This is a genomic window from Dactylosporangium sp. NPDC006015, from assembly GCF_040614215.1.
GTDB lineage: Bacteria > Actinomycetota > Actinomycetes > Mycobacteriales > Micromonosporaceae > Dactylosporangium > Dactylosporangium maewongense.
The window spans coordinates 47,975-71,676 of the sequence record NZ_JBEXUD010000039.1; the positions used below are offsets into that span (position 1 = coordinate 47,975).

The 23,702-nt window shown below is 69.3% G+C and carries 30 protein-coding genes and 1 pseudogene; 11 read left to right on the top strand and 20 right to left on the bottom strand.

Annotation, left to right across the window (positions count from 1 at the left end; genetic code table 11):
* Positions 1–104: 104 nt before the first annotated feature.
* Positions 105–371 (top strand): 30S ribosomal protein S20, encoded by a 267-nt coding sequence (rpsT, locus tag ABZ321_RS43530; RefSeq protein WP_344512338.1) that lies wholly within the window; start codon positions 105–107, stop codon positions 369–371.
* Between the two features lie 434 nt (positions 372–805).
* Here the strand turns inward: rpsT and ABZ321_RS43535 are convergent, their stop codons facing one another.
* The 5 genes and pseudogenes from ABZ321_RS43535 to ABZ321_RS43555 all read right to left on the bottom strand — a co-directional run bounded on the left by ABZ321_RS43535 (position 806) and on the right by ABZ321_RS43555 (position 7,398).
* Entirely contained in the window at positions 806–4,195 is a 3,390-nt protein-coding gene (locus ABZ321_RS43535) for a hypothetical protein (RefSeq protein ID WP_354901665.1), read from the bottom strand.
* Entirely contained in the window at positions 4,192–5,175 is a 984-nt protein-coding gene (holA, locus tag ABZ321_RS43540; protein WP_354901667.1) for a DNA polymerase III subunit delta, read from the bottom strand. Before holA ends, ABZ321_RS43535 begins: the two co-directional genes overlap by 4 nt.
* Before the next feature lie 4 nt (positions 5,176–5,179).
* Positions 5,180–5,560, bottom strand: a pseudogene (locus tag ABZ321_RS43545) (competence protein ComEC); the annotation flags it as partial.
* 147 nt (positions 5,561–5,707) lie between these two features.
* The gene (locus ABZ321_RS43550; protein ID WP_354901669.1) at positions 5,708–6,928 is read right to left on the bottom strand and encodes a site-specific integrase; all 1,221 of its coding nucleotides are present in this window, start codon (positions 6,926–6,928) and stop codon (positions 5,708–5,710) included.
* Positions 6,925–7,398, bottom strand: coding sequence for a helix-turn-helix transcriptional regulator (locus tag ABZ321_RS43555; protein WP_354901671.1), 474 nt, complete (start codon positions 7,396–7,398; stop codon positions 6,925–6,927). The genes ABZ321_RS43550 and ABZ321_RS43555 overlap by 4 nt, the downstream gene beginning before the upstream one ends.
* A 139-nt stretch (positions 7,399–7,537) precedes the next feature.
* On the opposite strand from ABZ321_RS43555, the gene ABZ321_RS43560 reads away from it, so the two are divergent.
* The 5 genes from ABZ321_RS43560 to ABZ321_RS43580 all read left to right on the top strand — a co-directional run bounded on the left by ABZ321_RS43560 (position 7,538) and on the right by ABZ321_RS43580 (position 11,940).
* Positions 7,538–7,759, top strand: coding sequence for a helix-turn-helix domain-containing protein (locus tag ABZ321_RS43560; RefSeq protein ID WP_354901673.1), 222 nt, complete (start codon positions 7,538–7,540; stop codon positions 7,757–7,759).
* 435 nt (positions 7,760–8,194) lie between these two features.
* On the top strand, positions 8,195–9,112 hold the full coding sequence (locus tag ABZ321_RS43565; RefSeq protein WP_354901675.1) for a hypothetical protein: 918 nt from the start codon (positions 8,195–8,197) through the stop codon (positions 9,110–9,112).
* Positions 9,109–10,326 carry an AAA family ATPase gene (locus tag ABZ321_RS43570; RefSeq protein WP_354901677.1) on the top strand — a complete coding sequence of 406 codons (1,218 nt, stop codon included), beginning with the start codon at positions 9,109–9,111 and terminating at the stop codon, positions 10,324–10,326. The genes ABZ321_RS43565 and ABZ321_RS43570 overlap by 4 nt, the downstream gene beginning before the upstream one ends.
* On the top strand, positions 10,319–10,909 hold the full coding sequence (locus tag ABZ321_RS43575) for a hypothetical protein (RefSeq protein ID WP_354901679.1): 591 nt from the start codon (positions 10,319–10,321) through the stop codon (positions 10,907–10,909). The genes ABZ321_RS43570 and ABZ321_RS43575 overlap by 8 nt, the downstream gene beginning before the upstream one ends.
* A gap of 686 nt (positions 10,910–11,595) precedes the next feature.
* Positions 11,596–11,940 carry a hypothetical protein gene (locus ABZ321_RS43580; protein ID WP_354901680.1) on the top strand — a complete coding sequence of 115 codons (345 nt, stop codon included), beginning with the start codon at positions 11,596–11,598 and terminating at the stop codon, positions 11,938–11,940.
* Here the strand turns inward: ABZ321_RS43580 and ABZ321_RS43585 are convergent.
* Positions 11,937–12,476 carry a hypothetical protein gene (locus ABZ321_RS43585; protein WP_354901682.1) on the bottom strand — a complete coding sequence of 180 codons (540 nt, stop codon included), beginning with the start codon at positions 12,474–12,476 and terminating at the stop codon, positions 11,937–11,939. The genes ABZ321_RS43580 and ABZ321_RS43585 overlap by 4 nt on opposite strands.
* A gap of 373 nt (positions 12,477–12,849) precedes the next feature.
* Between ABZ321_RS43585 and ABZ321_RS43590 the strand changes: the two genes are divergently transcribed.
* Positions 12,850–13,707: a tyrosine-type recombinase/integrase gene (locus tag ABZ321_RS43590; protein ID WP_354901684.1), complete on the top strand. Its 858-nt coding sequence runs from the start codon at positions 12,850–12,852 to the stop codon at positions 13,705–13,707.
* A 17-nt stretch (positions 13,708–13,724) separates the two neighbouring features.
* On the opposite strand, the gene ABZ321_RS43595 is transcribed toward ABZ321_RS43590, so the two are convergent.
* Positions 13,725–14,366: a hypothetical protein gene (locus ABZ321_RS43595; protein ID WP_354901686.1), complete on the bottom strand. Its 642-nt coding sequence runs from the start codon at positions 14,364–14,366 to the stop codon at positions 13,725–13,727.
* A gap of 168 nt (positions 14,367–14,534) precedes the next feature.
* On the opposite strand from ABZ321_RS43595, the gene ABZ321_RS43600 reads away from it, so the two are divergent.
* Positions 14,535–15,065, top strand: coding sequence for a hypothetical protein (locus ABZ321_RS43600; protein ID WP_354901688.1), 531 nt, complete (start codon positions 14,535–14,537; stop codon positions 15,063–15,065).
* A 47-nt stretch (positions 15,066–15,112) separates the two neighbouring features.
* On the opposite strand, the gene ABZ321_RS43605 is transcribed toward ABZ321_RS43600, so the two are convergent.
* From ABZ321_RS43605 to ABZ321_RS43630, 6 genes are all read right to left on the bottom strand, one after another.
* Positions 15,113–15,391 (bottom strand): hypothetical protein, encoded by a 279-nt coding sequence (locus ABZ321_RS43605; protein WP_354901690.1) that lies wholly within the window; start codon positions 15,389–15,391, stop codon positions 15,113–15,115.
* Positions 15,392–15,533: 142 nt separating this feature from the next.
* A complete protein-coding gene (locus tag ABZ321_RS43610) occupies positions 15,534–15,890 on the bottom strand; it encodes a hypothetical protein (protein WP_354901692.1) in 357 nt (118 codons plus the stop codon).
* Positions 15,891–15,990: 100 nt separating this feature from the next.
* The gene (locus ABZ321_RS43615; RefSeq protein WP_354901694.1) at positions 15,991–16,218 is read right to left on the bottom strand and encodes a hypothetical protein; all 228 of its coding nucleotides are present in this window, start codon (positions 16,216–16,218) and stop codon (positions 15,991–15,993) included.
* Positions 16,215–16,460 carry a hypothetical protein gene (locus ABZ321_RS43620; RefSeq protein ID WP_354901696.1) on the bottom strand — a complete coding sequence of 82 codons (246 nt, stop codon included), beginning with the start codon at positions 16,458–16,460 and terminating at the stop codon, positions 16,215–16,217. Before ABZ321_RS43620 ends, ABZ321_RS43615 begins: the two co-directional genes overlap by 4 nt.
* A gap of 134 nt (positions 16,461–16,594) precedes the next feature.
* The gene (locus ABZ321_RS43625) at positions 16,595–17,815 is read right to left on the bottom strand and encodes a helix-turn-helix transcriptional regulator (protein ID WP_354901698.1); all 1,221 of its coding nucleotides are present in this window, start codon (positions 17,813–17,815) and stop codon (positions 16,595–16,597) included.
* Positions 17,816–17,881: 66 nt separating this feature from the next.
* On the bottom strand, positions 17,882–18,046 hold the full coding sequence (locus ABZ321_RS43630) for a hypothetical protein (protein ID WP_354901700.1): 165 nt from the start codon (positions 18,044–18,046) through the stop codon (positions 17,882–17,884).
* 803 nt (positions 18,047–18,849) lie between these two features.
* Here ABZ321_RS43630 and ABZ321_RS43635 point away from each other — a divergent pair.
* Positions 18,850–19,218 carry a hypothetical protein gene (locus tag ABZ321_RS43635; protein ID WP_354901701.1) on the top strand — a complete coding sequence of 123 codons (369 nt, stop codon included), beginning with the start codon at positions 18,850–18,852 and terminating at the stop codon, positions 19,216–19,218.
* A gap of 81 nt (positions 19,219–19,299) precedes the next feature.
* Here ABZ321_RS43635 and ABZ321_RS43640 read toward each other — a convergent pair whose 3' ends face one another.
* From ABZ321_RS43640 to ABZ321_RS43655, 4 genes are all read right to left on the bottom strand, one after another.
* On the bottom strand, positions 19,300–19,548 hold the full coding sequence (locus ABZ321_RS43640; RefSeq protein ID WP_354901703.1) for a hypothetical protein: 249 nt from the start codon (positions 19,546–19,548) through the stop codon (positions 19,300–19,302).
* A 78-nt stretch (positions 19,549–19,626) separates the two neighbouring features.
* Positions 19,627–19,872 carry a hypothetical protein gene (locus tag ABZ321_RS43645; protein ID WP_354901705.1) on the bottom strand — a complete coding sequence of 82 codons (246 nt, stop codon included), beginning with the start codon at positions 19,870–19,872 and terminating at the stop codon, positions 19,627–19,629.
* Positions 19,873–20,191: 319 nt separating this feature from the next.
* Positions 20,192–20,338 (bottom strand): hypothetical protein, encoded by a 147-nt coding sequence (locus tag ABZ321_RS43650; protein WP_354901707.1) that lies wholly within the window; start codon positions 20,336–20,338, stop codon positions 20,192–20,194.
* 805 nt (positions 20,339–21,143) lie between these two features.
* On the bottom strand, positions 21,144–21,320 hold the full coding sequence (locus ABZ321_RS43655; RefSeq protein ID WP_354901709.1) for a hypothetical protein: 177 nt from the start codon (positions 21,318–21,320) through the stop codon (positions 21,144–21,146).
* Between the two features lie 757 nt (positions 21,321–22,077).
* Between ABZ321_RS43655 and ABZ321_RS43660 the strand changes: the two genes are divergently transcribed.
* Complete coding sequence (locus tag ABZ321_RS43660) at positions 22,078–22,401, top strand: PadR family transcriptional regulator (RefSeq protein WP_354901711.1); 324 nt, start codon at positions 22,078–22,080, stop codon at positions 22,399–22,401.
* Positions 22,398–22,979: a hypothetical protein gene (locus ABZ321_RS43665; protein ID WP_354901713.1), complete on the top strand. Its 582-nt coding sequence runs from the start codon at positions 22,398–22,400 to the stop codon at positions 22,977–22,979. The genes ABZ321_RS43660 and ABZ321_RS43665 overlap by 4 nt, the downstream gene beginning before the upstream one ends.
* A 33-nt stretch (positions 22,980–23,012) precedes the next feature.
* On the opposite strand, the gene ABZ321_RS43670 is transcribed toward ABZ321_RS43665, so the two are convergent.
* The 3 genes from ABZ321_RS43670 to ABZ321_RS43680 are packed head-to-tail and all read right to left on the bottom strand — an operon-like array spanning position 23,013 to position 23,590.
* Positions 23,013–23,156, bottom strand: coding sequence for a hypothetical protein (locus ABZ321_RS43670; RefSeq protein ID WP_354901715.1), 144 nt, complete (start codon positions 23,154–23,156; stop codon positions 23,013–23,015).
* Positions 23,153–23,287, bottom strand: a complete 135-nt coding sequence (locus ABZ321_RS43675; RefSeq protein ID WP_354901717.1) for a hypothetical protein — start codon at positions 23,285–23,287, stop codon at positions 23,153–23,155. The genes ABZ321_RS43670 and ABZ321_RS43675 overlap by 4 nt, the downstream gene beginning before the upstream one ends.
* Before the next feature lie 15 nt (positions 23,288–23,302).
* Positions 23,303–23,590 carry a hypothetical protein gene (locus ABZ321_RS43680; protein WP_354901718.1) on the bottom strand — a complete coding sequence of 96 codons (288 nt, stop codon included), beginning with the start codon at positions 23,588–23,590 and terminating at the stop codon, positions 23,303–23,305.
* Positions 23,591–23,702: the final 112 nt, after the last annotated feature.

The following is a 23,702-nucleotide window of genomic DNA, read 5'->3' on the forward strand; positions in this document are numbered from 1 at the left end:
GCAGGGTGGGGACCTGGTAACCTGATTCATCGCGCACGGTGACGCGTCCCTGTTGCTTGCGCCTAAACTTTTCCAACCCGAGCTAACAAGACGAGGTCTGTCGCGTGGCGAACATCAAGTCCCAGATCAAGCGCAACCGGCAGAACGAGAAGCGCCGCCTGCGCAACAAGTCGGTCAAGTCTTCCCTGAAGACCGCGATCCGCAAGTTCCACGAGGCCACCGCCGCCGGCGACACCGAGGCCGCCACCACCCTGCTCCGCGACGCCTCGCGCAAGCTGGACCAGGCTGCCAGCAAGGGTGTCATCCACAAGAACCAGGCGGCCAACCGCAAGTCGGCCATCACCAAGAAGCTGGGCTCGCTGGCCGCCTGACCGGCCCCAGCACTTCTTCTCAGCTCCGCGAAAGGCGCCGCCCCACCGAGGGCGGCGCTTTCGCTGTTCCCACCCACCCCCCGCCGCGGACACCGGGGGCTGCCGCCGGCCCCGCTCCGCATACATCCGGGTCCTGGTAGCGCGCCCCACCGCCCTGGGCATCGCTGTGCTGGCGGGGACCAGGGCCAGGCAGGCGTCCGCTTCCGGCACGCCGCCCGAACCCCGCTGACAGTCCGCCAGGCCCGGTCCCGGTCGAAGCCAACCCTTCCGCCATCGCCAGGCCACGCCCCAGACGCCGCCACCAGGCCAATGCAGCACCCTCAGACGCCAAGAGCCGGAGGCGACCAGGGCGAGTGCCCCGAGCCGCCTCCGGCTCATCGTTCATGGCGCCCAGCGCCCGTCAGGCCCCTGTACTGGCCGGCCTGCTGTTCGGCTCAGGCGAAGCGGCCCTGGTTGAAGCCTCCGGTCCGCTGCCGGGTCAGGTCGTCGTCGGTCCGCCAGGGCCGCTCGGCGTGCCGCCCCGACTGGAACTGCCCGGACGGGAAGCGCCCCGTGTCATCCGCCCTCCGGCGCCCTCCCGGCTGACGCTGCGCGTGGCGCCCACCGGCGGCATCCCGGTTGGCGGCGGTCCGGCCGTTGTCGACGGGTCGCACCGGCTCGTCGGTGTCGGGCTCGTCGGCCGGCTCGTACCCGTTCCACGCCGCCTGACCCGCCCCCCAACCGGTCTGCCCACCCCGGCTCGGCGCGGCACCCCACTGCGACTGGTCCGCCCAGCCGGTCTCGTCGTCCCACTCCGCCCACGGGTCGACCGGCTCACCGGGCACCACGTTTCCGTGCCCGTCGCCGCGCCCGCCCTGCTCGCCGCCGGTGTACCCCGAGCCCGCCTGCCGGGCATACCCCGCCTGCCCGTCGCCCGCGTACTCCGCCTGGCCGTCGCCCGCGTAGCCCGCCTCACCGCTGCCCGCGTAGCCTGCCTGACCTGCCGCGTAGCCTGCCTGACCGGCCGCGTAGCCTGCCTCGGCGCTCGCCGCGTAGCCTGCCTGACCGGCCGCGTAGCCTGCCTCGGCGCTCGCCGCGTAGCCCTGCTGACCGGGCACGTAACCAGGCCCGCCGTCGCCCGCGTGACCCTGCTGGCCGGTTGTGTAGCCGGCATCGCCGCTGGCCGCGTAGCCCTGCTGACCAGGCACGTAGCCCGCGTCGCCGCTGCCCGCCTGACCGGACGCGTAGCCCGCTTCGCCGTTGCCCGCGTAACCCTGCTGGCCGGCGCCTGCGTAGTCCGCTTGGCCGTGGCCGCCCGTGTAGCCGGCCGATCCGCCGGCGACGGTGTAGCCGGCCCCCTGCTGCGCGTCGGCGCTACCGTCCGCGTACGCCTCCATCGCCGCCCGCGTGCCCGGGGCAGGCTGGTCGGTGCGTGCGGCGGCGGCGCGGCTGATCCACGCGGCGCGGTCGCCCCAGGCGGTCTCGTCGCCCCAGTTGGCCTGGCCGTCGCGGGCACCTTGCCGGCCGGCCCACGCCGCTTCGTCGCCCCAGCCGGCCTCGGTGTCCTCGCCCCACGCCTGCTGGCCCTCGCCGGCGCCGCCGTGCCCGGCACGCGTCACCCGATCCGGGCCGGCGTCCTGGGCGACCTGCTCCCAGCCCGCGGGGGTGGCCCGGTCCCAGCGCTGACCCTCGTCGTCGTGCCCCCACTCCGGCGCGCCATGGCCGGTGTAGCCCTTCGGGTCGCCCTGCCAGCCCTGGGGACCGTGCTGCACGCCGCGCCAGCCTCGGCCGTCGGAAGCGTCCTGGCCCCCCTGCGAGCCGTGGCCGTCATTGCCGCTACGCCAGCCGTGGCCGTCGGAGGCGTCCCGGTCGCCCTGCGAGCCGTGACCGTCGTGGCCGTCGTGACCGCTGCGCCAGCCGCGGCCGTCGGAAGCGTCCCGGCCGTCCTGCCAGTCGCGGCCGTCCTGGCCGGCGCGCCAGCCACGGCCGTCCGAAGCGTCGTGGTCCGCCCGACCGTCATGCTCCCAGGCGCCGCTGTCGTGGGCTCGGTCCTGGGTGGGCCGGCCGGACACGTCCCAGGCCTCGGTCGCCTCGTCGTCGCGGCTGCGGCGCTGGCTGATCTGCGTGGCCTGGCCCCGGTCCTGGCCGGCGCGGCCCGCGCGGTCCCAGTCCTGGCCGGTCTCGCCGGAGTGGTCCCAGTCCCGGCCGGTGCCGGAGTAGTCCCCGTGCTGACCCGCGTGTGCGGACTCGGCCGACTCGTCCCAGCCGCTGCGGGTCGGCCAGGTGGCGTCGCCGGTGGCCCGGTCCCAGCCCTCGTGCTCGCCGGTCCGGCCATGGCGGCCGTCGGACTCGTCGGCGTGCACGCGCGACCGGCGGCCGTCCGAGGTCTGGTACGCCGAGTGGCTACCCGTGTCCGCCTCGTGGATGTCCTCGTGACCGCCCTGGCGGAACGCGGACCGGGCGCCGCCGCCCTCCCCCGTCCGGAACGCCGGGTGAACCCCGGTGTCCCCGTCGCGGACCACGACCTGCTGCCCCGGGACGCCTTCGCGGAACGCCCGGCCAGAACCCGTGTCACCCTCCCGGAAGGCCCGACCGGAGCCGGTCGTGTCACCGTCCCGGAAAGCCCGGCCCGAGCCCGTCGTGTCACCGTCCCGGAAAGCCCGGCCCGAGCCCGTCGTGTCACCGTCCCGGAAAGCCCGGCCCGAGCCCGTCGTGTCGCCATCCCGGAAAGCCCGGCCCGAACCCGTCGTGTCGCCATCCCGGAACGCCCGGCCCGAACCCGTCGTGTCCCCATCCCGGAACGCCCGGCCCGAACCCGTCGTGTCGCCGTCGCGGAAAGTGCGGCCGGAGCCCGTCGTGTCGGCGTCGTCGAACGCCGCGTGGGAGCCGGTGTCGGCGTCGCGGACGGCCTGACCGGAGGCGGCGTGGTGGCCGGCGGTCTCGGCGGTGGGCTGGGTGGGCGGGGCGTCGCTGGCCGGCGAGATGCCGTATTCGTTGTTCGTCTCCGGCTGGCGGGCGCCGCGCGGGCCGCCGTCGCGGGCCGGGACCGAGATCCGGATGACGCCGACCTTCTTGCGCTGCGCCGGCGGTTCGCCGGATGCCGGCCGGGTCGCGGTGCGCGTGGCACCCGCGCCGCCCTGGCGGACGCCGACCCCGCCGGAGCCGTTGCCGGCGGAAGCGGCCGCGGCACCGGCGGACGAGCCGGCACCCCGTGCCCCGCCGGACGGATCCGAACCATCCGCCGAGCCGAAGCCCGCCGAACCCGAACCACCTGACGAGCCAGACCCGGCCGAACCCGAACGGGAGCCGTAGACGCCAGAGCCGCCGACGCCTGCCGCGGCAAAGCCGGACCTGGCGACGCTGCCCGCGGCCGCGCGGCCCGAGCCGGCGGTCGAGACCCCGATCCCGGACGAGTCGCGCCCGGCGCCCGCGGCGCGGGCCGCCGCGCCGGAGCCGGTGCCGGTGCCCCGGGCCATCTCGGCGCGGTCCAGCGCGGTCGTGGTCCGCCGGGTGGCGGATGTCGGCTCATCGGTCTCGGTGGCCGGATCCACCCGAGTGGATGACGCCCGTTCGGATGAACCCCGGGCCGCGGAACGCGCCTGCGCCCGGACCCGCTTCGAGCCGCCGATGGCCAAGTCGTTGACCTTCACCATGACGGCGACGACGGCGGGGAGGACGGGGACCGCCCACCAGCTGGCCAGCTCGGCGAGCGCGAGCAGCACACCGCCCGCGATCATGCACTCGAACAGCATGAAACTGACGAATCCGCCGATATGCAGGTGGCGAAGCCGCAGCGCACGCACATACAGCGGCGCCTGTGAGGCGAACCCGTTGCTCGTCGTCATCGTCCTATTCCTCCAGCACGCGCCGCGACCACTGCGAACACAGCCCGCTCGAGCGCATAGGCGCGGTCGTCCGAGCCACCCTTTACGGCGGCATTGCACTCTGCCGCCACTCGCATGGCATCAACGAGCGCCTCGGCCGTCCAGCCACGGGCTTGGCGCTGTGCGCGTTCGACCTTCCACGGAGGCATTCCCAAATTTCCGGCGAGTTGATATGCGCTGCCCTTGCCCGCGGCGGCCACCCGGGCGACGGTGCGGACGCCGTCGGCGATGGCGTCGGCGATCGGCACGGGGTCCACGCCGACGTGCATCGCCCACCGCAGGGCCTCCAGCGCCGCGGCCGTGTCGCCGACCATGACGGCGTCGGCGACGGTGAACCCGGAGACCTCGGCGCGGCCGCGGTAATACTGCGCCACGGTGCTCACGTCGATCCGCCCGCCGGTGTCGGCGACCAGCTGCGAGCAGGCGGCGACCAGCTCGCGCAGATCGTTGCCGACGGCGCTGAGCAGGGCCTCTGCCGCGTCCTCGCCGATCTTGCCGCCCTGCCGGCGGATCTCGTTGCGCACGAAGTCGACCCGCTCGCGGTGCTTGCCGATCTTCGCGGCGGGCACGACGTCGGCGCCGGCGGACTTGAACCCGTCGGCGAGGGCCTTGCCCTTGGCGCCGCCGGCGTGGGTGACGACGAGGACGACGTCGTCCTCGGGGTCGGCGGCATAGGCGAGCAGCGCCGCGACGATGTCCTTCTTGGTGTCCTGGCCGCTGTCGACGACGAGGACCCGCCGCCCGCCGAACAGCGACGGGCTCAGCATTTCGGCCAGCTCACCGGCCGTCAGATCGCCCCCTGGACGGCGGTGGACCTCGGTGTCGGGGTCGTCCGCCCGGGCGGCGGCGATGGTGTCGGTGACGGCGCGGGAGACGAGCAGCTCCTCGTCGCCGATCACCAGGCGGAGGCGGGGCAGACCAGATCCAGACACGCGAGCCATCGTGTCACGACCCCCTGACAAAAGCGGACGAGCCGTGGGCCACGACCGCGAGCCGACCGGCGGCGTCCCGGACCACGGCGATGTCGCCTTCCTCGTCGGTACGGACGACCCGCGCACCCCCGCGGACCAGGCGGCTCAGGACGGCGGGGCTCGGGTGGCCGTAGTCGTTGCCGGCGCCGACGCTGACCAGGGCGACCCTCGGGGCGACCGCGTCGAGGAACGCCGGATCTTGATACGCCGAGCCGTGGTGGGCGACCTTCAACACGTCGGCGTGCAGGGGCGCGTCGAGCAGGCTCAGCTGCTCCTCCGTCTCGGCGTCGCCGGTGAGCAGGATCCGGATCCCGCCGACGGTGACCGCGACGACCAGCGAGTTGTTGTTGACGTCCAACTCGGTCGGCGGGTGACCTTCCCGCTTCCTCGGCCGTTGCAGCAGGTCAGCGGCAATCACTCGGGATCTTCAACGGCGTTGAAGCATCACCTACGGGGGCAATTTCTCACACGTTTGTCACACGTCGTGCACGGGCTTGTTGCGCTACCCGGTGAGCGCTTCACCGAGTGACCGACTCGCCTCCGCGATCCGGTCGTTCATCACGTGCTGGTAGCCCTTGGTTACGGCGACGTCCGTCTGTCCGAGCCAGGCCGCCGCGACGATGTCCGGCACCCCCAGGTCGGCGAGGATCGACGCCGCGCAGTGGCGCGACCCGTGCAGCACAAGACGCGGGAGTCCAGCGCTCTTCACCAAGGCCTCGAACCGCTCGCTGTACCGCGCGGGCCGGAACGGCGCGCCCAACTCGTCAACGACCACATGGGCACCGCCGCACAACGGGCAGGAGCCATACGCCTCGCCCGCCGCGAGCTTCTCGGCCGCGTGCGTGGCCTTCAGGGCCTTGAGGGCATCTACGAGAGGGCGTGGGATCGGCAGGTGCGGAACCCGGCGCCGACCACGCCCCTTCGGGGTGCCTTCAATGATCTTGCCCGCGACGCACGTGCGGTTGTTGACCACCGCAAGGGTTGGCGTCCCGGCCGGGAAGCCGCGTTCGGCTGCCCGCTCCCCCGTCAGGTCAGCGTCCAGCCAGCGCAGGCCGAGGACCTCACCTCGACGCAGACCCAGCAGCGACAGCATCCACGCGGCGTGCAGCCGGTCGTTACGGACACCCCGTAGGAACACCACGGCATCAGCCGTCTGCCACGCCGCCCGGTCCGATCCGGCATCGGGGTCCGCAGGGACCCGGTCGACCAGCTCGGCGACGTTGTGCCCGACGAGCCTGCGGCGCATGGCGTACTTCAGCAGCATCGTGGACACCCCCAAGGCCAGGTTGACCGTTCTGGGGGCGAGGTCGCCGGTCCCGATCCTGCGGGTTCGCCCGGCCAACATGTCGCGACGGAGCGCTTCAAGGTGGCGGATGTCGAGGGCCTGGATCGGCAACTTGCCGTGCCGGTCGACCAGCGGCGCAAGCGCATCCTGATACGACCGGACGGTGGACGGCTTCTTGCCCGCGTCCGCTTTCGCGGTCAGGAACTCGGTCGCGACCTGCTCAACCGTGAGCTTCTTGTTCGGCCGGACCAGTGTCCCGGTCGCCCGCTCGCTGATGATCCGTGCGCGTTCGGCGCGGGCTTCCCGCTGGGTGTCGAACGTCATCGTCTTCTGGTCGCGGCGGCCATCGGGCTTCGCCCCGAGGTCGACGACGAACCGGTAGCGGATACGCCCGTCGGCGAGTTCGACTCGCTTGATCGGGTCCTGCTTGCGAGTCATTGATCACCATCCTTTCGAAGTTGTTCGATGTACTTCTGCCACACCTTCTGCCCCCGGGCTGGCGGCAGGCCGGTGACGAAGTCGCTCATCCAGCCGCTGGCCGCCGGGCTGGAGTTGTTGGCGATGTCCATCAGTGGCTGGTTGCCACGGATGAACTCGCGGGTCGACTCGACCGTACTGACCAGCGACGATGTCACCTGATAGACCTCGCCTTCGTCGGCATGCGGATCGACCAGCAAGTCGAGGGGCGACGAGTTGAAGACGTGAGCGAGCGCCATGAGGTCGCCGACGTCGACCCGCCGGTCGCCGCTCTCGATCCGGCGCAGCCCGATGACGGGAATTCTCCAGCCGATCTCCTCCAGCCGCTCGGCCAGCTCGGCATACGAATACCCCTTCGCTGCCCTGAGTCGGCGGACGTTCGCCCGTACCGACTCGCCCACCGGGTTTGACTTGTTGCCTTCTTCGACCACGTGACCCCTCCTGCCGTGCGAGCTCATCATTGCTCATTTTGAGCGCTAGTTCAAGTCATCTTGCGCACGTGCGCCGCTCGTGTCATGCTGAGCGCCGCGCTTGATCGAATTGAGCGCAAGTCATGCTCAAGGAGAGTCCATGTCCATCAACACGCTGCCCTCCCGCGTCCTGCCGGACCCCGCGACGCAGCCGACGATCGGGATCGCGTACGCCGCTCGCATCCTGGGCGTCGGCCTGCGGACCGCCTACGCGGCGGCAGAACGCGGCGAACTGCCCGCCGTCCGGGTCGGCCGGTCGGTGCGCGTCCTCACCGGTCAGTTCCTTCGCCAGTACCAGCTCACCGACGCGGCGTCCGAGTAGTCCACACAGCATCGAGCAGGTGGGCCGCAGAGGTCGACGCCAAGCGTCGAGAGCAGTGCCGGTAAGCCGAGGCTGCCCGGGTCGGTAGTTGCCGACGCCCGCGAAGTCCCACCCGCGTAGGGGGTGGGAGCCAGCTCCCGAAAACGGGAGACGAGAACCCCTTGAATAAGAACAACGCCCGATCCGGACAGGGATCGGGCGCGCAGACGAACGACGACGACATCAACAGCGTACCGAGCGGTCCGGCGCTGGCGTACCGCCACCGGGGCGCGGCCCTCGCGTGCCACGACTGCGGTGCACAGCCGAGCGTCCCGAACCGCAGGCAGCGGCGTTCGATGGCCCGGGTGGGTCTGATGGGTGCGGCCCTCACGATCGCTCACGAGCCGTGGTGCCCGCTCGCCCTCGGCGGCGGGGCACGTCGGGGTGGTGGTCGCGGTGGCCGCTGAACTGGTCGACCCGCTCGACGCCCTGGCCGAGAAGCTCGACGGTGTGCGGTGGCGTGCGCGCGGACAGGCGTTCGTCGCCAGGTGCCCTGCCCACGACGACAGCACGCCGAGCCTCAGCGTTGCCCGGGGCACCAAGGGCCAACCGGTCGTCCTCACGTGCCACGGCAACTGCGGCCGGGACGACATCCTCAAGGCCGTCGGCCTCACCTGGCGCGACCTCTGCTCCGGTGTCGAGCCCGCCCGCCCTGACGTCGACGACTGGATGCCGTGCGGCATGCAGAAGGATGCGCCGCACGACTGGCGGCACCGCAAGGTCGCCGAGTACGAGTACCGCGACGCCGACGGCACGCTCGTCTTCGCCGTCGCCCGGTGCGCGCTCAAGGGCGACGGGTGCCAGGGCTTCAGGCAGTGGCGGCCCGACCCGACGAAGAAGTCCGGGAAGCGCTGGAGCCGCAAGCTCGACGACGGCACCACCGTCGGCGAGGGCCTGCCGTACCGGCTGCCGGACGCGCTAAAGGCGTTGCAGGGCAAGCCGTTCACCACGAACCTGTGGATCGTCGAGGGTGAGAAGGACGCAGAGCGTCTGCGCTCCATGGGCTACACCGCCACCTGCAACGCGGGCGGCGCGGGCAAGTGGACGCAGGCCCACGCCGACCACTTCCGGGGACTCAAGCCCGACGTGATGGTGATGGCGGACTACGACCGCCCCGGATACGCGCACGCTGAGCAGGTCGTCACCACGTTCCTGCCCATCGCCCGCGGCATCGAGGTCGTCCGGGCCGCCGTCGACGTCAAGGGCGCCGACCTGTCCGACCACCTCGACGCCGGGTTCGGCATGCACCAGCTCGTCACCGTCGACACCCCACTCGCCGACCCGGGCCTCGCAGACCTGGAGGTCTGGGCGTGACCTACCAGATGCCGCCGTTCCCCGGCACCGAAGAGGCGACCCTCGCCGACCTCATCGACAGCGACTTCCCCGAGTTCCTGCGCCGCGCCGAACGGCTCTACGACGGCGCCGACAACCAGGGACGCAAGGCACCCACCTACGAAGAGTTGGTGTGGCGCCAGTACATGCGGGAGAAGGCAACCCACAAGGCTCGGGAGAAGTTCCGCGACGAACAGGCCGTCGGCGACCTCGACAGCCTGCGCGCCGCCCTCTACGACCGCTCGAAGCTCGGCAACATCCCCCGGCCAGAACAGCTCATCGACCGCATCCTCACCAGGGGCTCCTATGCGGTGCTGGCTGGCAAAAACCAGTCGATGAAGTCGTTCCTCGCGATCGGCTGGTCGCTGAGCATCGCCACCGGCCGCCCCTGGCTCGACCGCTACGACGTGCCCCGGGCCGGGAACGTGCTCTACGTGGCGGCAGAAGGGGCCAGCGGCCTTGACGAACGCATCACGGCATGGGAGGTGGCGAACAACGGAGGCCGCCCAGTTGAGCCCGATCACTTCCACCTCTTCGCCCAGGCCGCCAACATCTCCAAGGCCACCCACGCCAAGCACCTCGCAGACGTTGCCACCGACGTCGGTGCCGACCTGGTCGTCATCGACACGCTGCGCCGGTGCACGGCCGGGCTCGACGAGGACAGCAACACCCAGATGAGCCCGGTCCTCACCGGATTCGCCGACCAGATCCGCGAACGGTCCGGAGCGACAACGCTCTACGTTCACCACACCGGGCACGCCGGGGAGCGCAGCCGGGGCGCGTCCTGCATCGAGGACGACGCCGACGCGGTGTGGAAGATCGCCCGCGTCGGTGAGTCCCGTGACCGGAAGCTCGACCAGACGAAGTCGAAGGACGCCCAGAAGCTCGACGACATCACGCTCACCTTCACGGCCGTCAACGGCACCCGATCCGGCCACCTCGCCCAGGGGCACGGCGAGGGTCTCTGGCACTACGTGAACGGGTTCGGCGCAGAGGGCGTGCCCCTCAAGAAGCTCGCCGCCTTCCTGGGCAAGAACGAGGACGCCACCCGCAAACTCGCCAACACCCGCATCACCCAGGGCGTGCTTGTCAAGCGCGAGCAGGGCCGAAACGTCTTCTACACGGCAAACCCGGCCGCCCGTGTCGCGCAGCACTCGGAGAACGCGTACCAGGAAGACGGCATAAGCCATGAGTGACGTGATGATCGCAGGGCGCTACGTCATGAGCGGAATTCGACCGGACATCCACAACGGTCGACTCAGGCAACTTCGAGCGGACATCCGAGTGGAAATCGACCGGACGTTTGACGAAACCGCAGGTCAAGCACCGGAAATTCGACCGGACATGACGTCAACCGTGGCCAACGTTGACCGGACGGACGTGCGCCCTCCTTTAGGAGGGCGTATGTCCGGTCGGCCCGTCCGGGGAATCGTCCGGATCGAGGTGCAGGGGCAAGAAGCACTCATCCACTCACCGATCTGGGCCAAGGACGCCCTCAGGGCTGGGGGTGCCCGATGGGACCCGGACCGTTGCATGTGGACCGTGGAGAACCTCGGACTCACCGGAGTCGTCGAGGCCCTCAAGGGGGCCGGGTTCGTCCTTCACATCGATCACGCCAGCGACACGGCTTGGGTCAGGCGCAGGAAGCGGCAGCAGGCCATCGAGACCATGCGCACCACGAAGGCCAACCTGATGCGACAGCTCCTGGAGGCGACGCCGCTACCGCTGATCCTCGTGGGCGGCATGCTCATCGAAGCTGGGGCGGGGGTGGTCCGGTGAGCCGTGCACGGGCAAGGCGTACGGCGACGACTCAGCCCGGTGCCAGGCCGCGTGCTCGCTATGCAACCGGCGGACGGCCCCTGCGGAGCATCCCAGGCCGCCCACCGTCGCCCGATCGCTCCAACTCAACGAAAGGAAGGACATGAGCGCCAACAGCTCTAGTGGCGGGTTCTACCGGGTGGTGAACAACCAGCAGCGCACCCCCGCGACGCAGGTGAGGGTCATCCCACTCGGAGGCAATCGATATCTGGTCGTCCCGGTGACACCCAGGAAGGCCGGTGTGGTGGTCGTCAGCGGGCCCGGAACCGCCAGCAGTACCCGGGCCGCCAAGCGGGAGGGCAGGGCGGACCTCCCGGGCTAGGACGAGCGACGGCGCCCCGGAGACACCCTTCGGGGCGCCGCCGCCCGCCCGGCAACCTAGACCGCATCAAATCCTATCGAGCCAGTAGTTTAAGGGCGTGGCAAACCATACCGACCGACACCGCGAACGGGAGGATTTCCCCTGGTAAAGCGCGGTACGCCGGATGTGAGGCGTCACACACACGCCTGGCGGTCACATGGGTGCGCCGCCCCGACCCGGGGCAGTGGGTCGAGGCGGCGCGAGGCGGCCGTGGAAGCCGTCCACAGCTTACCGAAACGGTCTACGCTGTATGAAGTAAACGCCGTGGGAGCGCAAGGAGACTGGAATGGGCTGGCTGGCGGAAGTGAACGACCGGATCACCGAGACCGGCGGCGGCGTGTCCCACGCCACCCGGGACTGGCCGACCGAACTCGACTTCGAGGCGCAGGCCTGCCGGTCGGTTCAGGGCGCCCGCGAGGCGGAGATCGTCGAGGCCTCCAGCTTGTGGCGGTTCGCGACCCGGGCGACCGGCTGGGGTCGGCCGCCGACGTCGGACCTGCTCGACGGCACCCGCCGACCGGCGGAGGGATTCGACGCGGCGGTCCTCGACGAGGACCTGGACGACGAGTTCGAGGTCGGCGACGAAGGCGGCGAGTACGCCTGGGACGACGGATACAGCTACACCGACTAGCCAGCGGGGTTCAGGCCGTGCAGCACGAAGAAGTTGCGCCAGGCCTGCATGCACCGGTCGGCCAGGTCCAACGCGTCGATCGCGTTCGGCACCCCTGAGATGGGATCGAGCCACTCGATCACCATGCTGTTCTGCCCTCGTTCGGTGATCGTGCCACCGATCCGAACGGGCACGCCAGTGCTGCGCGTGTGGTGCTTGTAGGTGTTGGAGAACTCCCGTGCAAGCCACAGGCTCTGATCGGCCTTGACCCATTCACGGGCGACGGGCGCGACCACCAGGGGTTCACGTGGATCACTCTCGATCCACTCGAACAGGTGGTGCGCCGCGACAAAGAAGTCGAAGATGACGTCCTTCCAGTCCTCGCTGTTTCCGGGCGCCGTTCCGTCGTAAATGGCCCGCACCCGCAGGTGGTAGCGCTCGACTCGCCGCCAATGCTCCCGCCATGGCCGGACGGGCTGGTAAGTCATGGCAACGCGGGTGACCACGTCGGTGACGCTGACGCTGTCGTGGCACGACCTTCCCATCGAGCGCGTCATCCCACCGCAGGATGGGCAGGGCTTCCGGTCGGCACCGTCCCTACAGGGGTGGCCACAAGTGGCGCAGTCACACACGTTCACATCCGTCTCCACGGCTACCTCCCCAACGGAGGGTAGGCCGGGCGAACCCGCTACAGGGGCGACTTGCGCACATGTCAACCATCGTGGTTGCCTATGTGATAATTACAGTTATCATATGTACGTGACTCGCGCTCTCGCCGCCGCCGACCACACCGACCCGATCATTGCTGCCGTCGCCGCACTGCCCCTCCCGGACGACGACCAGGCAGACCGGTGGAACTGCCGGTCGGCTACAGCCGCGTGGCTCGCCTCCCGCCGATCGGACCACACCCGTCGCGCGTACTTCCGGGAGTTGTCCGGCTTTCTCTCGTGGTGCGAGCGCTCCGGTCTCGACCCCCGGCAGGCCCGGCGAGGCGACCTCGACGCGTTTGTCGGGTCCGGCGCGCCTCGGGCGGCGGCGACCAGGGCACGGCAGCTCTCCGCGCTCAGTTCCTGGTTCGACTACCTGGTCTCGAACGGCGTCACGACCGTGAACCCGGTGAACGCGGTCGACCGGCCGGAGGTCGACCGGGACGCCTCGCCGACGGTCGGGCTGTCCAACACGCAGGTCGGCGCCTTCATGCGGTCGGCGCGGGCCGCCACCGGTCGGACGGCACGCCGGGATACCGCGCTGCTCGGCTTCATGGCCGAGCTCGGCTTGCGCGTCGGCGAGGTGATCGCGCTCGACGTCGAGCACTTGCGCCACAACCGGGGTCACCGGACGGTTCAGGTACCCGGCAAGGGCGGCAAGATGCGCGAGTTGCCGATCCCGGCGCCGCTCGGCCGCGACCTCGACGCGTACCTCGACCAACGCCAGGGTGACGGCGGGGACCAGGCCGACGCGGTTGCCGTCCCCTTGACCGGCCCCCTGTTCGTGACCTCCTCCGGCGGCCGGATGGCGCAGCCTAACGTGTTCACGCTGGTGCGCCGCACCGCGAAGGCCGCCGGTCTGCCCAACGCCGACCGACTCTCACCACACGGGCTTCGGCACACGCTGGCCACGGCAGCGCTCGACGCCGGTGCACCCCTCCGCGATGTGCAAGATCTTCTAGGTCACGCCGATCCCCGAACGACCAGGCGTTACGACCGGTCGCGCGGGTCGCTCGACCGTTCACCGGCGTACCTGGTAGCCGGGCTGTTCGCGCACGATGAGCCTGTCGGGGATGCTTGACCCGCCGTGCCATACCCCTATCGGCGCGGGCGGTTCCTGATTTGGCGGATCAGCTCCGGGCCGTCAATCAGCTCTTGGTAGTCGACCGGCACCCGCACCTCCCAGTGGCCGGGTCCGGTGCCGTCGCCGTAGTGGACGCCACGACCACACCGACAGTTCCAGTGCTCGGTTTCATCGACGTCCTCGGGGGGCCAGAACTTCAGCACCACAAACTTGGTGTTGGATCGCTCCCGCCCTTCCGGCCACATCTCGATCATCACGTCGCAGGCACCCGCGCGAAGGAGAAGATCGACGCTGAGCTGCGACCTGGAGTTGCCGGTGTGGGCCTCTGCCCGAACCCGGTAGTCCCGCGTCGTGGTGAACTGGCCCCACAGATTGGTCGTCCCGTCTCGTGGATTCCCGCGCACGCTGAACGTCATGTCCATCGCCTCTTTCGGGCGCAGCTCGTCGTGCCGCTGGTCGAGCATGATCCGTTTCGCTTCTTCGGCCTGGTCCGCGGAGCGTTTTGCCTCGTCGGCAGACACACGTGCCGACTGGAGGGCCTCCCGGGCGGATTTGCGAGCAGAGGCGATGGTGATGGCGCCGACGACCACGCCAGCGATCGAGATGGCCGCTGCACCTGAGGCAGCCCAGATGGCGATCACATCAGATGTGTCCATCAGCGCACCGTAGTGGTCCGACACCAAAAGCTGCGCAAGGCACGTCGCATGTCGCGGGACGCGGGACGCGGCGAGTCAATGTCTGCACATACCTGGCGCTCGTCATCATGGTGTGCGTAGCTCGCCAAGGGTTTGCGCGCCCGGCGCCCGCCCCGCCACACTGCGGCAGTGGCATGGGATTGGGTGGGACCACTCAGCGGTGCAGTGATCGGCGCCGCCGGTGTCGCAAGCGGCGTATGGATCGCATCCTCCGCTCGCAAGCATGAGTTGAGGCTGTCCAAGGAACGCCACCAACACGAGCGGGCTGCCGCCCAGGAGCAGTGGATCCGCGACCGCCGCGCCGACGCCTACGTCGAATTGCTGGAGATGGCGGAGGTCGTCGGCATGTGGATCGTCCTGGTGCACCCGATGATCGGCCCGAGGCCAGACCCGCCGCCCTTGCCCTCGTTTGAGGCGCAGCAGAGGGTGTTCGCCCGGGTGATGGCGTTCGGCTCCAGAGACGCCAAGGTCAAGGCCGACCAATGGCGACTCCTGGTCGCGCGTGCGACGAGGGTCGCCGAATCCATCTCACACAACGACGACGGCAACGCCCGCGAGACGCTCGAAGACCTTCGCCAACAGGAGCGGGCCGCCCGCCAGGAGATGGGTAAGACGGTCGCGATCGATCTACAGGACAACGGACAGGCACGCATCGGATAGGCCCAGCCCCGCCGCGACGGCGGGGCCGGGTCCGTTCCGTCGGTCGGTCAGGCGTCGTCACGACGTCCAGGCAGCAGCTCCCGTTTGTTCGTCAGCTGCCAGTTGAACATCCACAAGTCGGGGTGGGCGGCGAGCTTAACCGCCTCTGCCAACGCGTCCAGCGCACCTTCGTGCAGCCTGTTCTGCATCTCGCGAGGGTCGTGGATTCCGCTCACCCAGACTCCGTGCGCGACAGTTCGCCCAGCGAGGCGGACACGGATGCTGCTGCCCTCCACGGAGGTGACGAGCTGGATCGGGGTAGCCAGGTCGGGAATCTCAGACGTCATAGCCGGGACGCTATTCATAGATCTGGCGCGCCGCTAGATCGTCGAGCTGATGACGGTGATCTTCATCCGCTTAGGCGACGCACGGTTGAAGCCAGCATGAGCATAGACTTTGCCGACCGACGATCGCACACCGCCGCAACGGCTAGTCAATCAGCGGGTACGGCTGACCCGGGAGCACCGGCTCCAAGGTCACCGGCTCCAGCTTGCCGCGCAGGTGCTCCTGAGCCGCCCGGTTCCCCTGGGTGATGTCGATCAGCAGGGTGCTGGCCGCGAGCGGGTACGTCATCTCCACAACCGGCCCGTCGTAGCCGACGTGCTCCGCAACCGTCTCGGCGCGGTCGTGGCGCAGCACGTACTCGCAGGGGTGCGACGGCAGGATCTGCCGGAGCAGCTCGACCGGGGTGACAGCCCGGTCGACGAGCCGCACGTACGACGCGAAGCCGCCGGTGATCCAGTCGTCGAGGGCGGCACGCAGCTCAGGGTCACAGCATTGGTCCATATCGGAACCTCCTTCTGATTTTGAGGCGCCAAACGACCAGGTGGACAAAGTGGTTACGGCAGCCCGCAGCGCATCGGCGACTTTTACCCCGCCAGAGGGATCAACTATGGCCGGAGACCCAGCCGACAAACCTGCTGTGCACCACCTCGATGGGCTCGATCAGATCGTCGAGGGCGCTGATCATGAACAACGCCAGCACGGCCCGCAGCTCCTGGCGGCGCCCGGCGTAGTCGGCGGCGAAGCGGATCCGGCGCGGCTCGCACGGCCAGGGCGCCTGGCAGGTGCCGCAGGTCCACGACGGCTGGACCGGCCGGTGGGCCTCGCTCACAGCGGCTCCCCCGACCGCGCCGCCTGGAAGGCCCTCCGGACCATGATCAAGACCTGGGCGCGGGCGAGCCGCCAGGCCCGGCACGGATGGTGCTCGTGGCAGACCGAACACCGGATCGTGCCCGGCTCCCGCCGGTGGTGCTGCCGCTGCGCGACGGCCTCGTCGAGCTGCACGTCGACCTCCACGAGTTGGAGGGGCGCGGCGGCCACGGCTCGCAGCGATCCGCCCGGCAGCCACCGCACCCCGTCTACGGAACACACCGGACTCGCGCACTCGATCGGTGTGTGTTGATCCGTAGCGTGCCGCTCACCGGCCAGATTTGGGTGCTCCGGCGCGTCCGCTGCTGTCCACGGACGTCCGCAAGACGGCGGACAGCTCAGGCGGGAGCAGCTGGTAGGGCCGGGCGGAATGCCTGGAAGGCGTCGCGCAGCTCGGCCGCCTCAGGGACACCAGCCCGTTCGACACCCCGGAAGACCTCGACCACGCGCCACCAGTTCGACGGCACGATGCGGCCGGAGGTGATCGCGGCCAGGGCCTCCGCGCTGGCCTCATCCGGTCGACCGGCGGCGAGCAGGGCGAGACCGAGGTCAAGTCGGGCCGACGCGACCCGCCGTGGGCGGGGCACCCCACCGGGCTCCGCCTCCAGCTCGCCGATCGCGGTCCGGGCGAAGTCTTCGGCAGCCGGGTCGCCGACCCACGACAGCGTCGTCGCGGTGTAGGAGATCGCCTTCGCCGGGTCGTACCGGTAGTGATGCTCCGGGTGCTCCGGGGTGGCGAGGTTGCTCACCAGCCGCGCCACCCGCTCCAGGGCGCCCCGAGTGTCCTGCGCGGCACCCATCCTGGCCCACGCACGCCCCTCCTGCGCGGTCGCCTGGATCAGCGCCGACGAACCTGCGGGTGCGATGGCCTGCGCCCGCTGCGACAGCTCCAGGGCCTCCCGGTACCGACCGGCCGTCAGCACGTCCCACGCCCTGGTCTCGTAGCACCACGCGGCGATCTCGTCATGTCCGGCGTGCCCGGCCATCTCCTCGGCGGTGAGCAACCACGCCTCGGCAGCGCCGCCTTGGCGCAGGTCGATGTGCAGGGTGGCCGCCAGGAGCGCAAGCCATCCCCCGGCGACGAGAAGCCGACGGCGCTGCGCGAGCGTCATCCGCGCATCCTGCAACCGCGTGACGTAGGCCAGGTGCCGCCGCACCCTCGGCAGCAGCTCGGCCGGTGGGGTGCCCGCGTACGACATCGCCATCCGGTCGGCGACCCGCTCCAGTCGACCGAGGGTGCCGTCGCTGACGTCGCTGGCCTCGATCCTGCGCACCAGCTCGATCGCCTCCACTTCGGCGTCCAGGTCGCCACCGTCAGGCGCGAGGTCGGAGGTGGTGGCGGGCGCCGCCGCGAGGGCGATCAGTTCCCCGCCTGCGCCAAGCGCGTCGTCGAGACGGCGGGCAACGTCCGGCGTCGGCGTCTTCCGCCCAGCCGCCAAGTCGTGCACGTGGCTCTTGCCGTAGTGGATGTGCGCGGCCAGCGCCCGGTACGAGAGGCCCCGCTGCTGAAGCAGTTCGCGCAGACGGTCGGCGAAGCGCGGGTCGACCTCACTGGGCATGGGCACCGTCCGGAGGACCTACGGCGGACACGTGGCGTGTCAGCGTTCACCCCGAGGGTATCTGGTCTATGCGTTCGTCCAGCGAACCGGGAAGACGCCGATCCTGCCTTCGTGGACCAGGTCGCCGCGCTCGACGTGCCCGGCGTTCTTCACGCACGCCACCTCGCGGTCACCGGTCGCCGTCGGGGTCATCTTCGAGGCCGTGCAGGTCGCGGCAGTGGTGTCGTCCATGCCGGTGAACGCCACTAGAACACGCGTTCGATCACATGGGGTTCGCGCATCTGACCTGCGAAAATGCCGGGAATGCCGAGCCAGTAGCGCGGGCCGCGGCAAAACGAGATGCCCGGCAGCCGCCAGCATCATCCGGGGTCGCCCTTCAGTTAGCCACGAAGAGCCGAAGACGCATCGCGTAGGCGCGGCCAGTCGAAATCATGCGCACGCGTCGCCGAGATTCCAGGCCGAGCGGTCAGTTTTCGCTCGCTGTCGGCTGGAGTGAGTAGCCGACAGGGGTGCATAACTTGACGAGCATCCCGCGCTGCACGACCACCGCGGGGTTCGTGCGTGAACGCTGCACAGAGGGCAGGCTCGGCGTTCGCTTGCTGGCCATGTGGCCCTTAGTGAGCGTTCAACCGGGACTCATATGGCCACAGAAAAACGGTTCACGTCGATGTCGTGTTTTCGCCTAGGTGCGTGAAGTGACCTTTTTACACATGGCGATCAAGTAGCTGAGCTGCTACTAAGTGTTCAAGCGCTTGACAGCAGTGACAAAGAAAACTAGATACTCCCTCATGTTCGGAGCCATGCTTGGGCTACTGGCAGAAGCACACGGAGAAGATGGGTGAGGAGCTTCTGCTGGAGTTTCACACCCATGGGTGGCGTATTACCAGGAAGAAGAGGTACTACAAAGTTTTATGCCCCGAGTCCTGCGGGATGCACATCAAAACGGTACATCTCAGCCCATCAGACCCGAATTACTACCGAAATTGCCTAAGCTTCGTGCAGAAGCTGCCGTGTTGGTGATGGAAGGAGGAGCGATGACGAACCCCGCCGCGATCAGAGTCATGATCGAACTCACGCTTGCCACCACCAGTCCCACAACCTCGGATGACTTCCATCAGCACGTCGAAGCGTTCACGGACGAGCTCATGGACCTGGAGGAGAGCGACGCCACGCTAAGCGACACCTCTGTCGCTGGCGACGCCCGAACCAAGGTCGTGACAGTGGACCTGTGTGTGATGACTGAGGACCACCTGGAAGCACTGATCAAGGCGTCTACGGCAACCCGGACAGCGCTCCACGCGCTCGGTGACGGGACCTCCGGTTGGCCGACCGGGGACGAGATCGCGCACGCCTTGAGTCAGGCAAACGTTCAGACCGAGGCAATGGCAACGGCGCCCTGCTGAAGTACCCGGTGCAACCGAGCCGCAGTCCGAGTGGGCTGCGGCTCGACTCGTTCAAGCCGCGGTTCCGGCCTCGGCGCCGGGCTACCGGCGGGCGTAGGACGCGGCGATGTTCGGACGGCCGTACAGGCGGAAGGCCCACCGGGGGTCGAACGGCTCCGGGTCGATCACGATGGTGACCTCGACGCGGAGGCACCGGTCGAAGTGCGGCGTCCCGGTCGGGACCGTGGTGATCCTGCGGCGCTCCCAGACGCCGTGCTCCGCGCACGGGACAGCGATCTCCTCCGGCCGGTCCGGGACCCGGTGGGCGATGACCTCGACGGCGGTGCGCATGACCTCCAGGATCCGCGCACCGACGCTGATCGTCCACTGTGGATGATGGGTCGGCGACCTTAGCCGCCGACCCGCACGTCAGCTCCTGAAGCGCGTCGCGGCTATGAGGCCACCGACCGCCGTGATGACCGCCGCGAGGGCGGTGAGCACGGCGGGCAGGCCGGTGATCGAGCCGGTGAGCACGAGCACAACGACGATCACGAGGATGACGACGAGCACGCACACCAGCGGGAACCATGGCCCCCGGATGAATTCGCCGAGGCCAGAGGGTGTGTGCACAGGTTCATCCTGAGGACCTGGGTCCTCTTCGGTTACGCTGCTCATCGACGAGCAGGCTCCTTTCGTCTGTGGAGGACTGGGGGCAATTCGTTGCAGCGGGTCACTGGTTGCCGCCGGTGGCCCGCTCTAGAGCAATCTCGCACCTCTGCTCGTCAAGTGTTTGATTCTGCGGCCCAAGTTTTGTTGACTCTGCGGGTCAGGTTGTTGCCGATGTGGGTCACGGCTCACGCAGGTCGCACCGCTCGAAGCCGACGCGGAACGCACGCCGGTCGACGGAAGGTGGGCTCGGCGGGCCGCCTGCCATGCAACGGCTCGTACTGACGCCTGGCCCAGCATGCTGACGGTCGACGGCTCGCCTGGACCGTCAGTGCCGCCGCTGTCGATTCATCGCCGCGACCAGGGTGGCGAGGCCGCCGAGCAAGCCGGTGAATGCCGCCACCGTTGCGGGCAGGGTACCGATCGCGCCGTTGAGCGCCAGCACGACGACCATGACGACGAGGACGACGAGCACCGCCAAAACCGCGATGAGCGGTGGCGACACGAGCGTTGACCTGGGCGCGTCGAGTGCCGGACTCAAGGGCGGGGAGCCCTCAAGGCTCCACTCGCCATCCTGAGGTGGCGCGTCCTGGGTGCGGTGGCTCTGGGGCCGATGGCCCCGGTGTACTTTGGGCATTGCGGAGTTCTCCTGGGTCCGGTCGCAAGCTGACGTTGGTGACTTCGCGTGCGGGCCGCCGGTGTGCAAGACCGGCGGCTCGCCTGTAGTTCGGGTGACCCTCGCCAACTTCGGTCCTCGGCCGAAGTGTCGAAGAGGTCGCCGCCACTACAGGCGATTGCTCGCTGAGAGCATGCTGCCACAGGGCTCCGACATTTCCGGGGCACCCGCACCAACACGCCGACTGGATGTTCTGATAGCTACGTGCCGATTGGATTGTGCCGCTGACCTGCTGATTGTTGTGCGAGCTACTAGGGCAACGGCGGCATCCAGCGCCGACGCGGTACCGGCAGCAAACCGCTGTCCAGGTGGGTGCCCTGCTTGTACATCTCGTCGATCGCCAGGGTGGCGACAGCCCTGGCGCCGCGAATCGCGGTGGGCAGAGGCGCCAGCCACCACGACACACCCCGGGTAGTCGAAGCCGGTGAGGACCTTCATCACGCAGGTCGGCACCACGATCACGGTGGTGTCGATCGGCCGCATCAGCAGCGTGTTCGCCACCCCGCCGGGCAGAAGCGCACGCAGGGCGGGCCGCCCACCGTCAGGTCGACAGCCCGCCTCGCCTGCCGCATCAGGGCGCCGACGGACCGTTCCCGCTGCTGCGTCAACTCGTCGCCGCGACGATGGCCGCGACGCCACCGAGCGCGGCGGCGAGCGCACCGCCGAGCGCCGTGAGCATGGTGGGCAGGGTGCTGATCGCGCCGCCGAGCCAGAGCACGATCACGACGAACATGAACACGAACAGCACCGCGAAGATCGCGATGAGCTGCGGCGACGTCATCGGCGACTTGGGCTCAACCTGCGGATCCTGTGATTTCCGGGCAGGTTTGCTCTGGGGACCGACGGTCCCCTGTACTTTGGACAACGCGAACTCCTTAATGCGCGTACAGAGCCGTTCGGGACTTCGTGCCTGGGCCGTCGGTGGTAGGACACCGGCGGCCCGTCTTCGTTGTAGCGATTCCCCCGCGGCACGTTCGCGGGAGGGTCGAGACGTAGCTGGACGACTTCTTTGGTCAGACGACTTTCGCGTCCTTGAACATGCTGGCACACACACCCGACAGTTCGGCGCAGCCGGGCGCCGCGACTACTGGAGGCATCACTACGACTACAGTCAGTCGCTGTGACTAGCCGCAAGTCACAGCGACTCGCCCGAAGGCGACCCGTCCTGGCCAGCCGTAACAGCCTTGAGCTGCCGAAATCCAGAACGATAGGGCCCCTCCAATCCGACGGCATGGGCGCGACCAGGGTGACTTGATGTAATGATCCAATTTCGGGCCGTTCTCATGACCCTGCGTCAATGGAAAAGCGCGGTGGCCATCGCCACATCAACTCTGGCGGCATAATCGTACGTTCGTTCTAGCGATCGAAGTTCGCCGTCACCCCTTGCCTCAGTGATAGTGACGTTGAGCTACCGATGGCGAGAGAAGCTGACAGTCGCCAGCCGTGCAGCCACAGTGACCCTCTGGCACCCCGAGGCACCCAAGGGCTTCGTCCGACCTTATTTCACCTAGGTCTAATTCATGTAGTACAGTTAGAGCATGACCGAGCGAGTGACCCAGCCGACGCTCGATGTCCTGGAGGCGTTGCTCGCCGCCGAGGACTTCGAGCTTCACGGCTGGGCGATCATCAAGGGCACCAAGCGTGCCGGACCGACCGTGTACAAGATCCTGGAGCGCCTCGCCGGTGCCGACCTGCTCACCGAACGGTGGGAGGAACTCGGCCCGGAGGACAACCGGCCGCGCCGCCGCTTCTACAAGCTCACCCCGAACGGCCGAGCGCACGCCCACCAGTTGCTCGCCGAGCGCCGCCCGCAGACCGCCTCGCGCTGGGGCCATCTGCTCGGCGGGGAGGCACACGCGTGAACTGGAACGAGATCATCATCGGCGGGCTGGTCGGCTGGGCACTCGGCGACCTGCTCAGCGTCTTCAAGTGGGCCGCGCTCCGCATCGTCCCTGTAGCGGCCAGGCTCTGGACGATCAACCCCGATCGCCGCGCGATTTACGCGGAGGAGTGGGCCGCGCTGATTGCCGAGCGGCCTGGAGGGATTCTCAAGCTCGGAACGGCCTTGAGCTTCGCCTTGGGCGGGCTGAGCAGAGCGTGTGGGCGTCGATTGCATTTGACGCTCAAGAACATCGAGGGACGGTTGCTGAGGCGCCTGATGCATGACCTCACCTCCGCATCCCTCGGGTCCCATCGTGGGGCGCATCCGAGCGTTCGGGCACTCCGCACCTGCGTCCGCATATTCGGTGGAATCGGCCTGCTGCCGCTGGTGATCTTAGGCACTGCGCTTGAATGCCTAGCTGCTCGCGAGCGTGACAGCATCCGGCAGATCGTCGAGCGTGACCTGCCGATGGTGCGTGGGATTGCCCTCCTCAGCTTCTCGCGCAGGGTGTTCCGAGCGGCGGCCGAAGTCCTGGGCTCACCGCCTACCACGAGATAGCTGCGATCGGTGGGCACCGCTCGTCAGCACCTATCACCTGCTCAGCGCCCCAGCGAGGTCGGCGAGTAGGTGCAGCAGCCTGCGCCGGGCCCACCCCTCGTGATCGGGCAGACGCACCGACCCGCGCACCTCGGCGTGCTCGGAGCCGTCCGCAGCCAGGACCCGCACGACGATCATCCGGCCGACACCGGGGACGTCGACCGCGTGCGGGTCGCTGCGATGCTCGCCCAGGCCGCACCGATGACCACCGGCGCACCAGTCAGGATGCCCTCCTTGATCTCCAGCCCGATGCGCCCGAGCACCAGCACGTCGACGAGGGCGGCTCACCGGTTCCCCCGGGTCCCGTCGCGGCGGACGCGGGCGATCGCGTTGTAGACGACCCGGCCGAGCCGCAGTCGGCGACCGGTGCCCTTGCAGCGCGGGCACAGCCGGAAGGCCCGCCCGAAGGGGCTGCGGAGCTTCCCCGCGCCGGAGCACCGGCGGCAGGCCTTGAAGGGCCACCAGGCGCACGAGGCGGCGTAGAACGCGGCCCCGGCAAAGACGACGGCGGCGAGGACCAGGCCGCCGCGCACAGGGTGGTCGGCGGTCGCGGTCGCGGCGAGCAGGAGCATCGAAAGGCCCTTCAGGGGGTGGGAGGAGAGGCGGGGAGGGTCTGCGCGACCCGCTACCGGACGGTGTTTGGGCCGGTCAGACCGGTAGCGGCGTGGGTCGCGCCGCCGCTAC

Excerpts from the sequence above, each read along its gene's own strand:
- ABZ321_RS43635 (WP_354901701.1), top strand. The coding sequence starts at position 18,850 with ATGACGAACCCCGCCGCGATCAGAGTCATGATCGAACTCACGCTTGCC.
- ABZ321_RS43680 (WP_354901718.1), bottom strand. The coding sequence starts at position 23,590 with ATGCTCCTGCTCGCCGCGACCGCGACCGCCGACCACCCTGTGCGCGGC.
- ABZ321_RS43630 (WP_354901700.1), bottom strand. The coding sequence starts at position 18,046 with ATGGACGACACCACTGCCGCGACCTGCACGGCCTCGAAGATGACCCCG.
- ABZ321_RS43550 (WP_354901669.1), bottom strand. The coding sequence starts at position 6,928 with ATGACTCGCAAGCAGGACCCGATCAAGCGAGTCGAACTCGCCGACGGG.
- ABZ321_RS43580 (WP_354901680.1), top strand. The coding sequence starts at position 11,596 with ATGGGCTGGCTGGCGGAAGTGAACGACCGGATCACCGAGACCGGCGGC.
- ABZ321_RS43585 (WP_354901682.1), bottom strand. The coding sequence starts at position 12,476 with ATGACGCGCTCGATGGGAAGGTCGTGCCACGACAGCGTCAGCGTCACC.
- ABZ321_RS43660 (WP_354901711.1), top strand. The coding sequence starts at position 22,078 with ATGACCGAGCGAGTGACCCAGCCGACGCTCGATGTCCTGGAGGCGTTG.
- ABZ321_RS43575 (WP_354901679.1), top strand. The coding sequence starts at position 10,319 with ATGAGTGACGTGATGATCGCAGGGCGCTACGTCATGAGCGGAATTCGA.
- ABZ321_RS43595 (WP_354901686.1), bottom strand. The coding sequence starts at position 14,366 with ATGGACACATCTGATGTGATCGCCATCTGGGCTGCCTCAGGTGCAGCG.
- ABZ321_RS43640 (WP_354901703.1), bottom strand. The coding sequence starts at position 19,548 with ATGCGCACCGCCGTCGAGGTCATCGCCCACCGGGTCCCGGACCGGCCG.
- holA (WP_354901667.1), bottom strand. The coding sequence starts at position 5,175 with ATGGCTCGCGTGTCTGGATCTGGTCTGCCCCGCCTCCGCCTGGTGATC.
- ABZ321_RS43670 (WP_354901715.1), bottom strand. The coding sequence starts at position 23,156 with ATGATCGTCGTGCGGGTCCTGGCTGCGGACGGCTCCGAGCACGCCGAG.
- ABZ321_RS43625 (WP_354901698.1), bottom strand. The coding sequence starts at position 17,815 with ATGCCCAGTGAGGTCGACCCGCGCTTCGCCGACCGTCTGCGCGAACTG.
- ABZ321_RS43535 (WP_354901665.1), bottom strand. The coding sequence starts at position 4,195 with ATGACGACGAGCAACGGGTTCGCCTCACAGGCGCCGCTGTATGTGCGT.
- ABZ321_RS43645 (WP_354901705.1), bottom strand. The coding sequence starts at position 19,872 with ATGAGCAGCGTAACCGAAGAGGACCCAGGTCCTCAGGATGAACCTGTG.
- ABZ321_RS43610 (WP_354901692.1), bottom strand. The coding sequence starts at position 15,890 with ATGGACCAATGCTGTGACCCTGAGCTGCGTGCCGCCCTCGACGACTGG.
- ABZ321_RS43560 (WP_354901673.1), top strand. The coding sequence starts at position 7,538 with ATGTCCATCAACACGCTGCCCTCCCGCGTCCTGCCGGACCCCGCGACG.
- ABZ321_RS43605 (WP_354901690.1), bottom strand. The coding sequence starts at position 15,391 with ATGACGTCTGAGATTCCCGACCTGGCTACCCCGATCCAGCTCGTCACC.
- ABZ321_RS43655 (WP_354901709.1), bottom strand. The coding sequence starts at position 21,320 with ATGACGTCGCCGCAGCTCATCGCGATCTTCGCGGTGCTGTTCGTGTTC.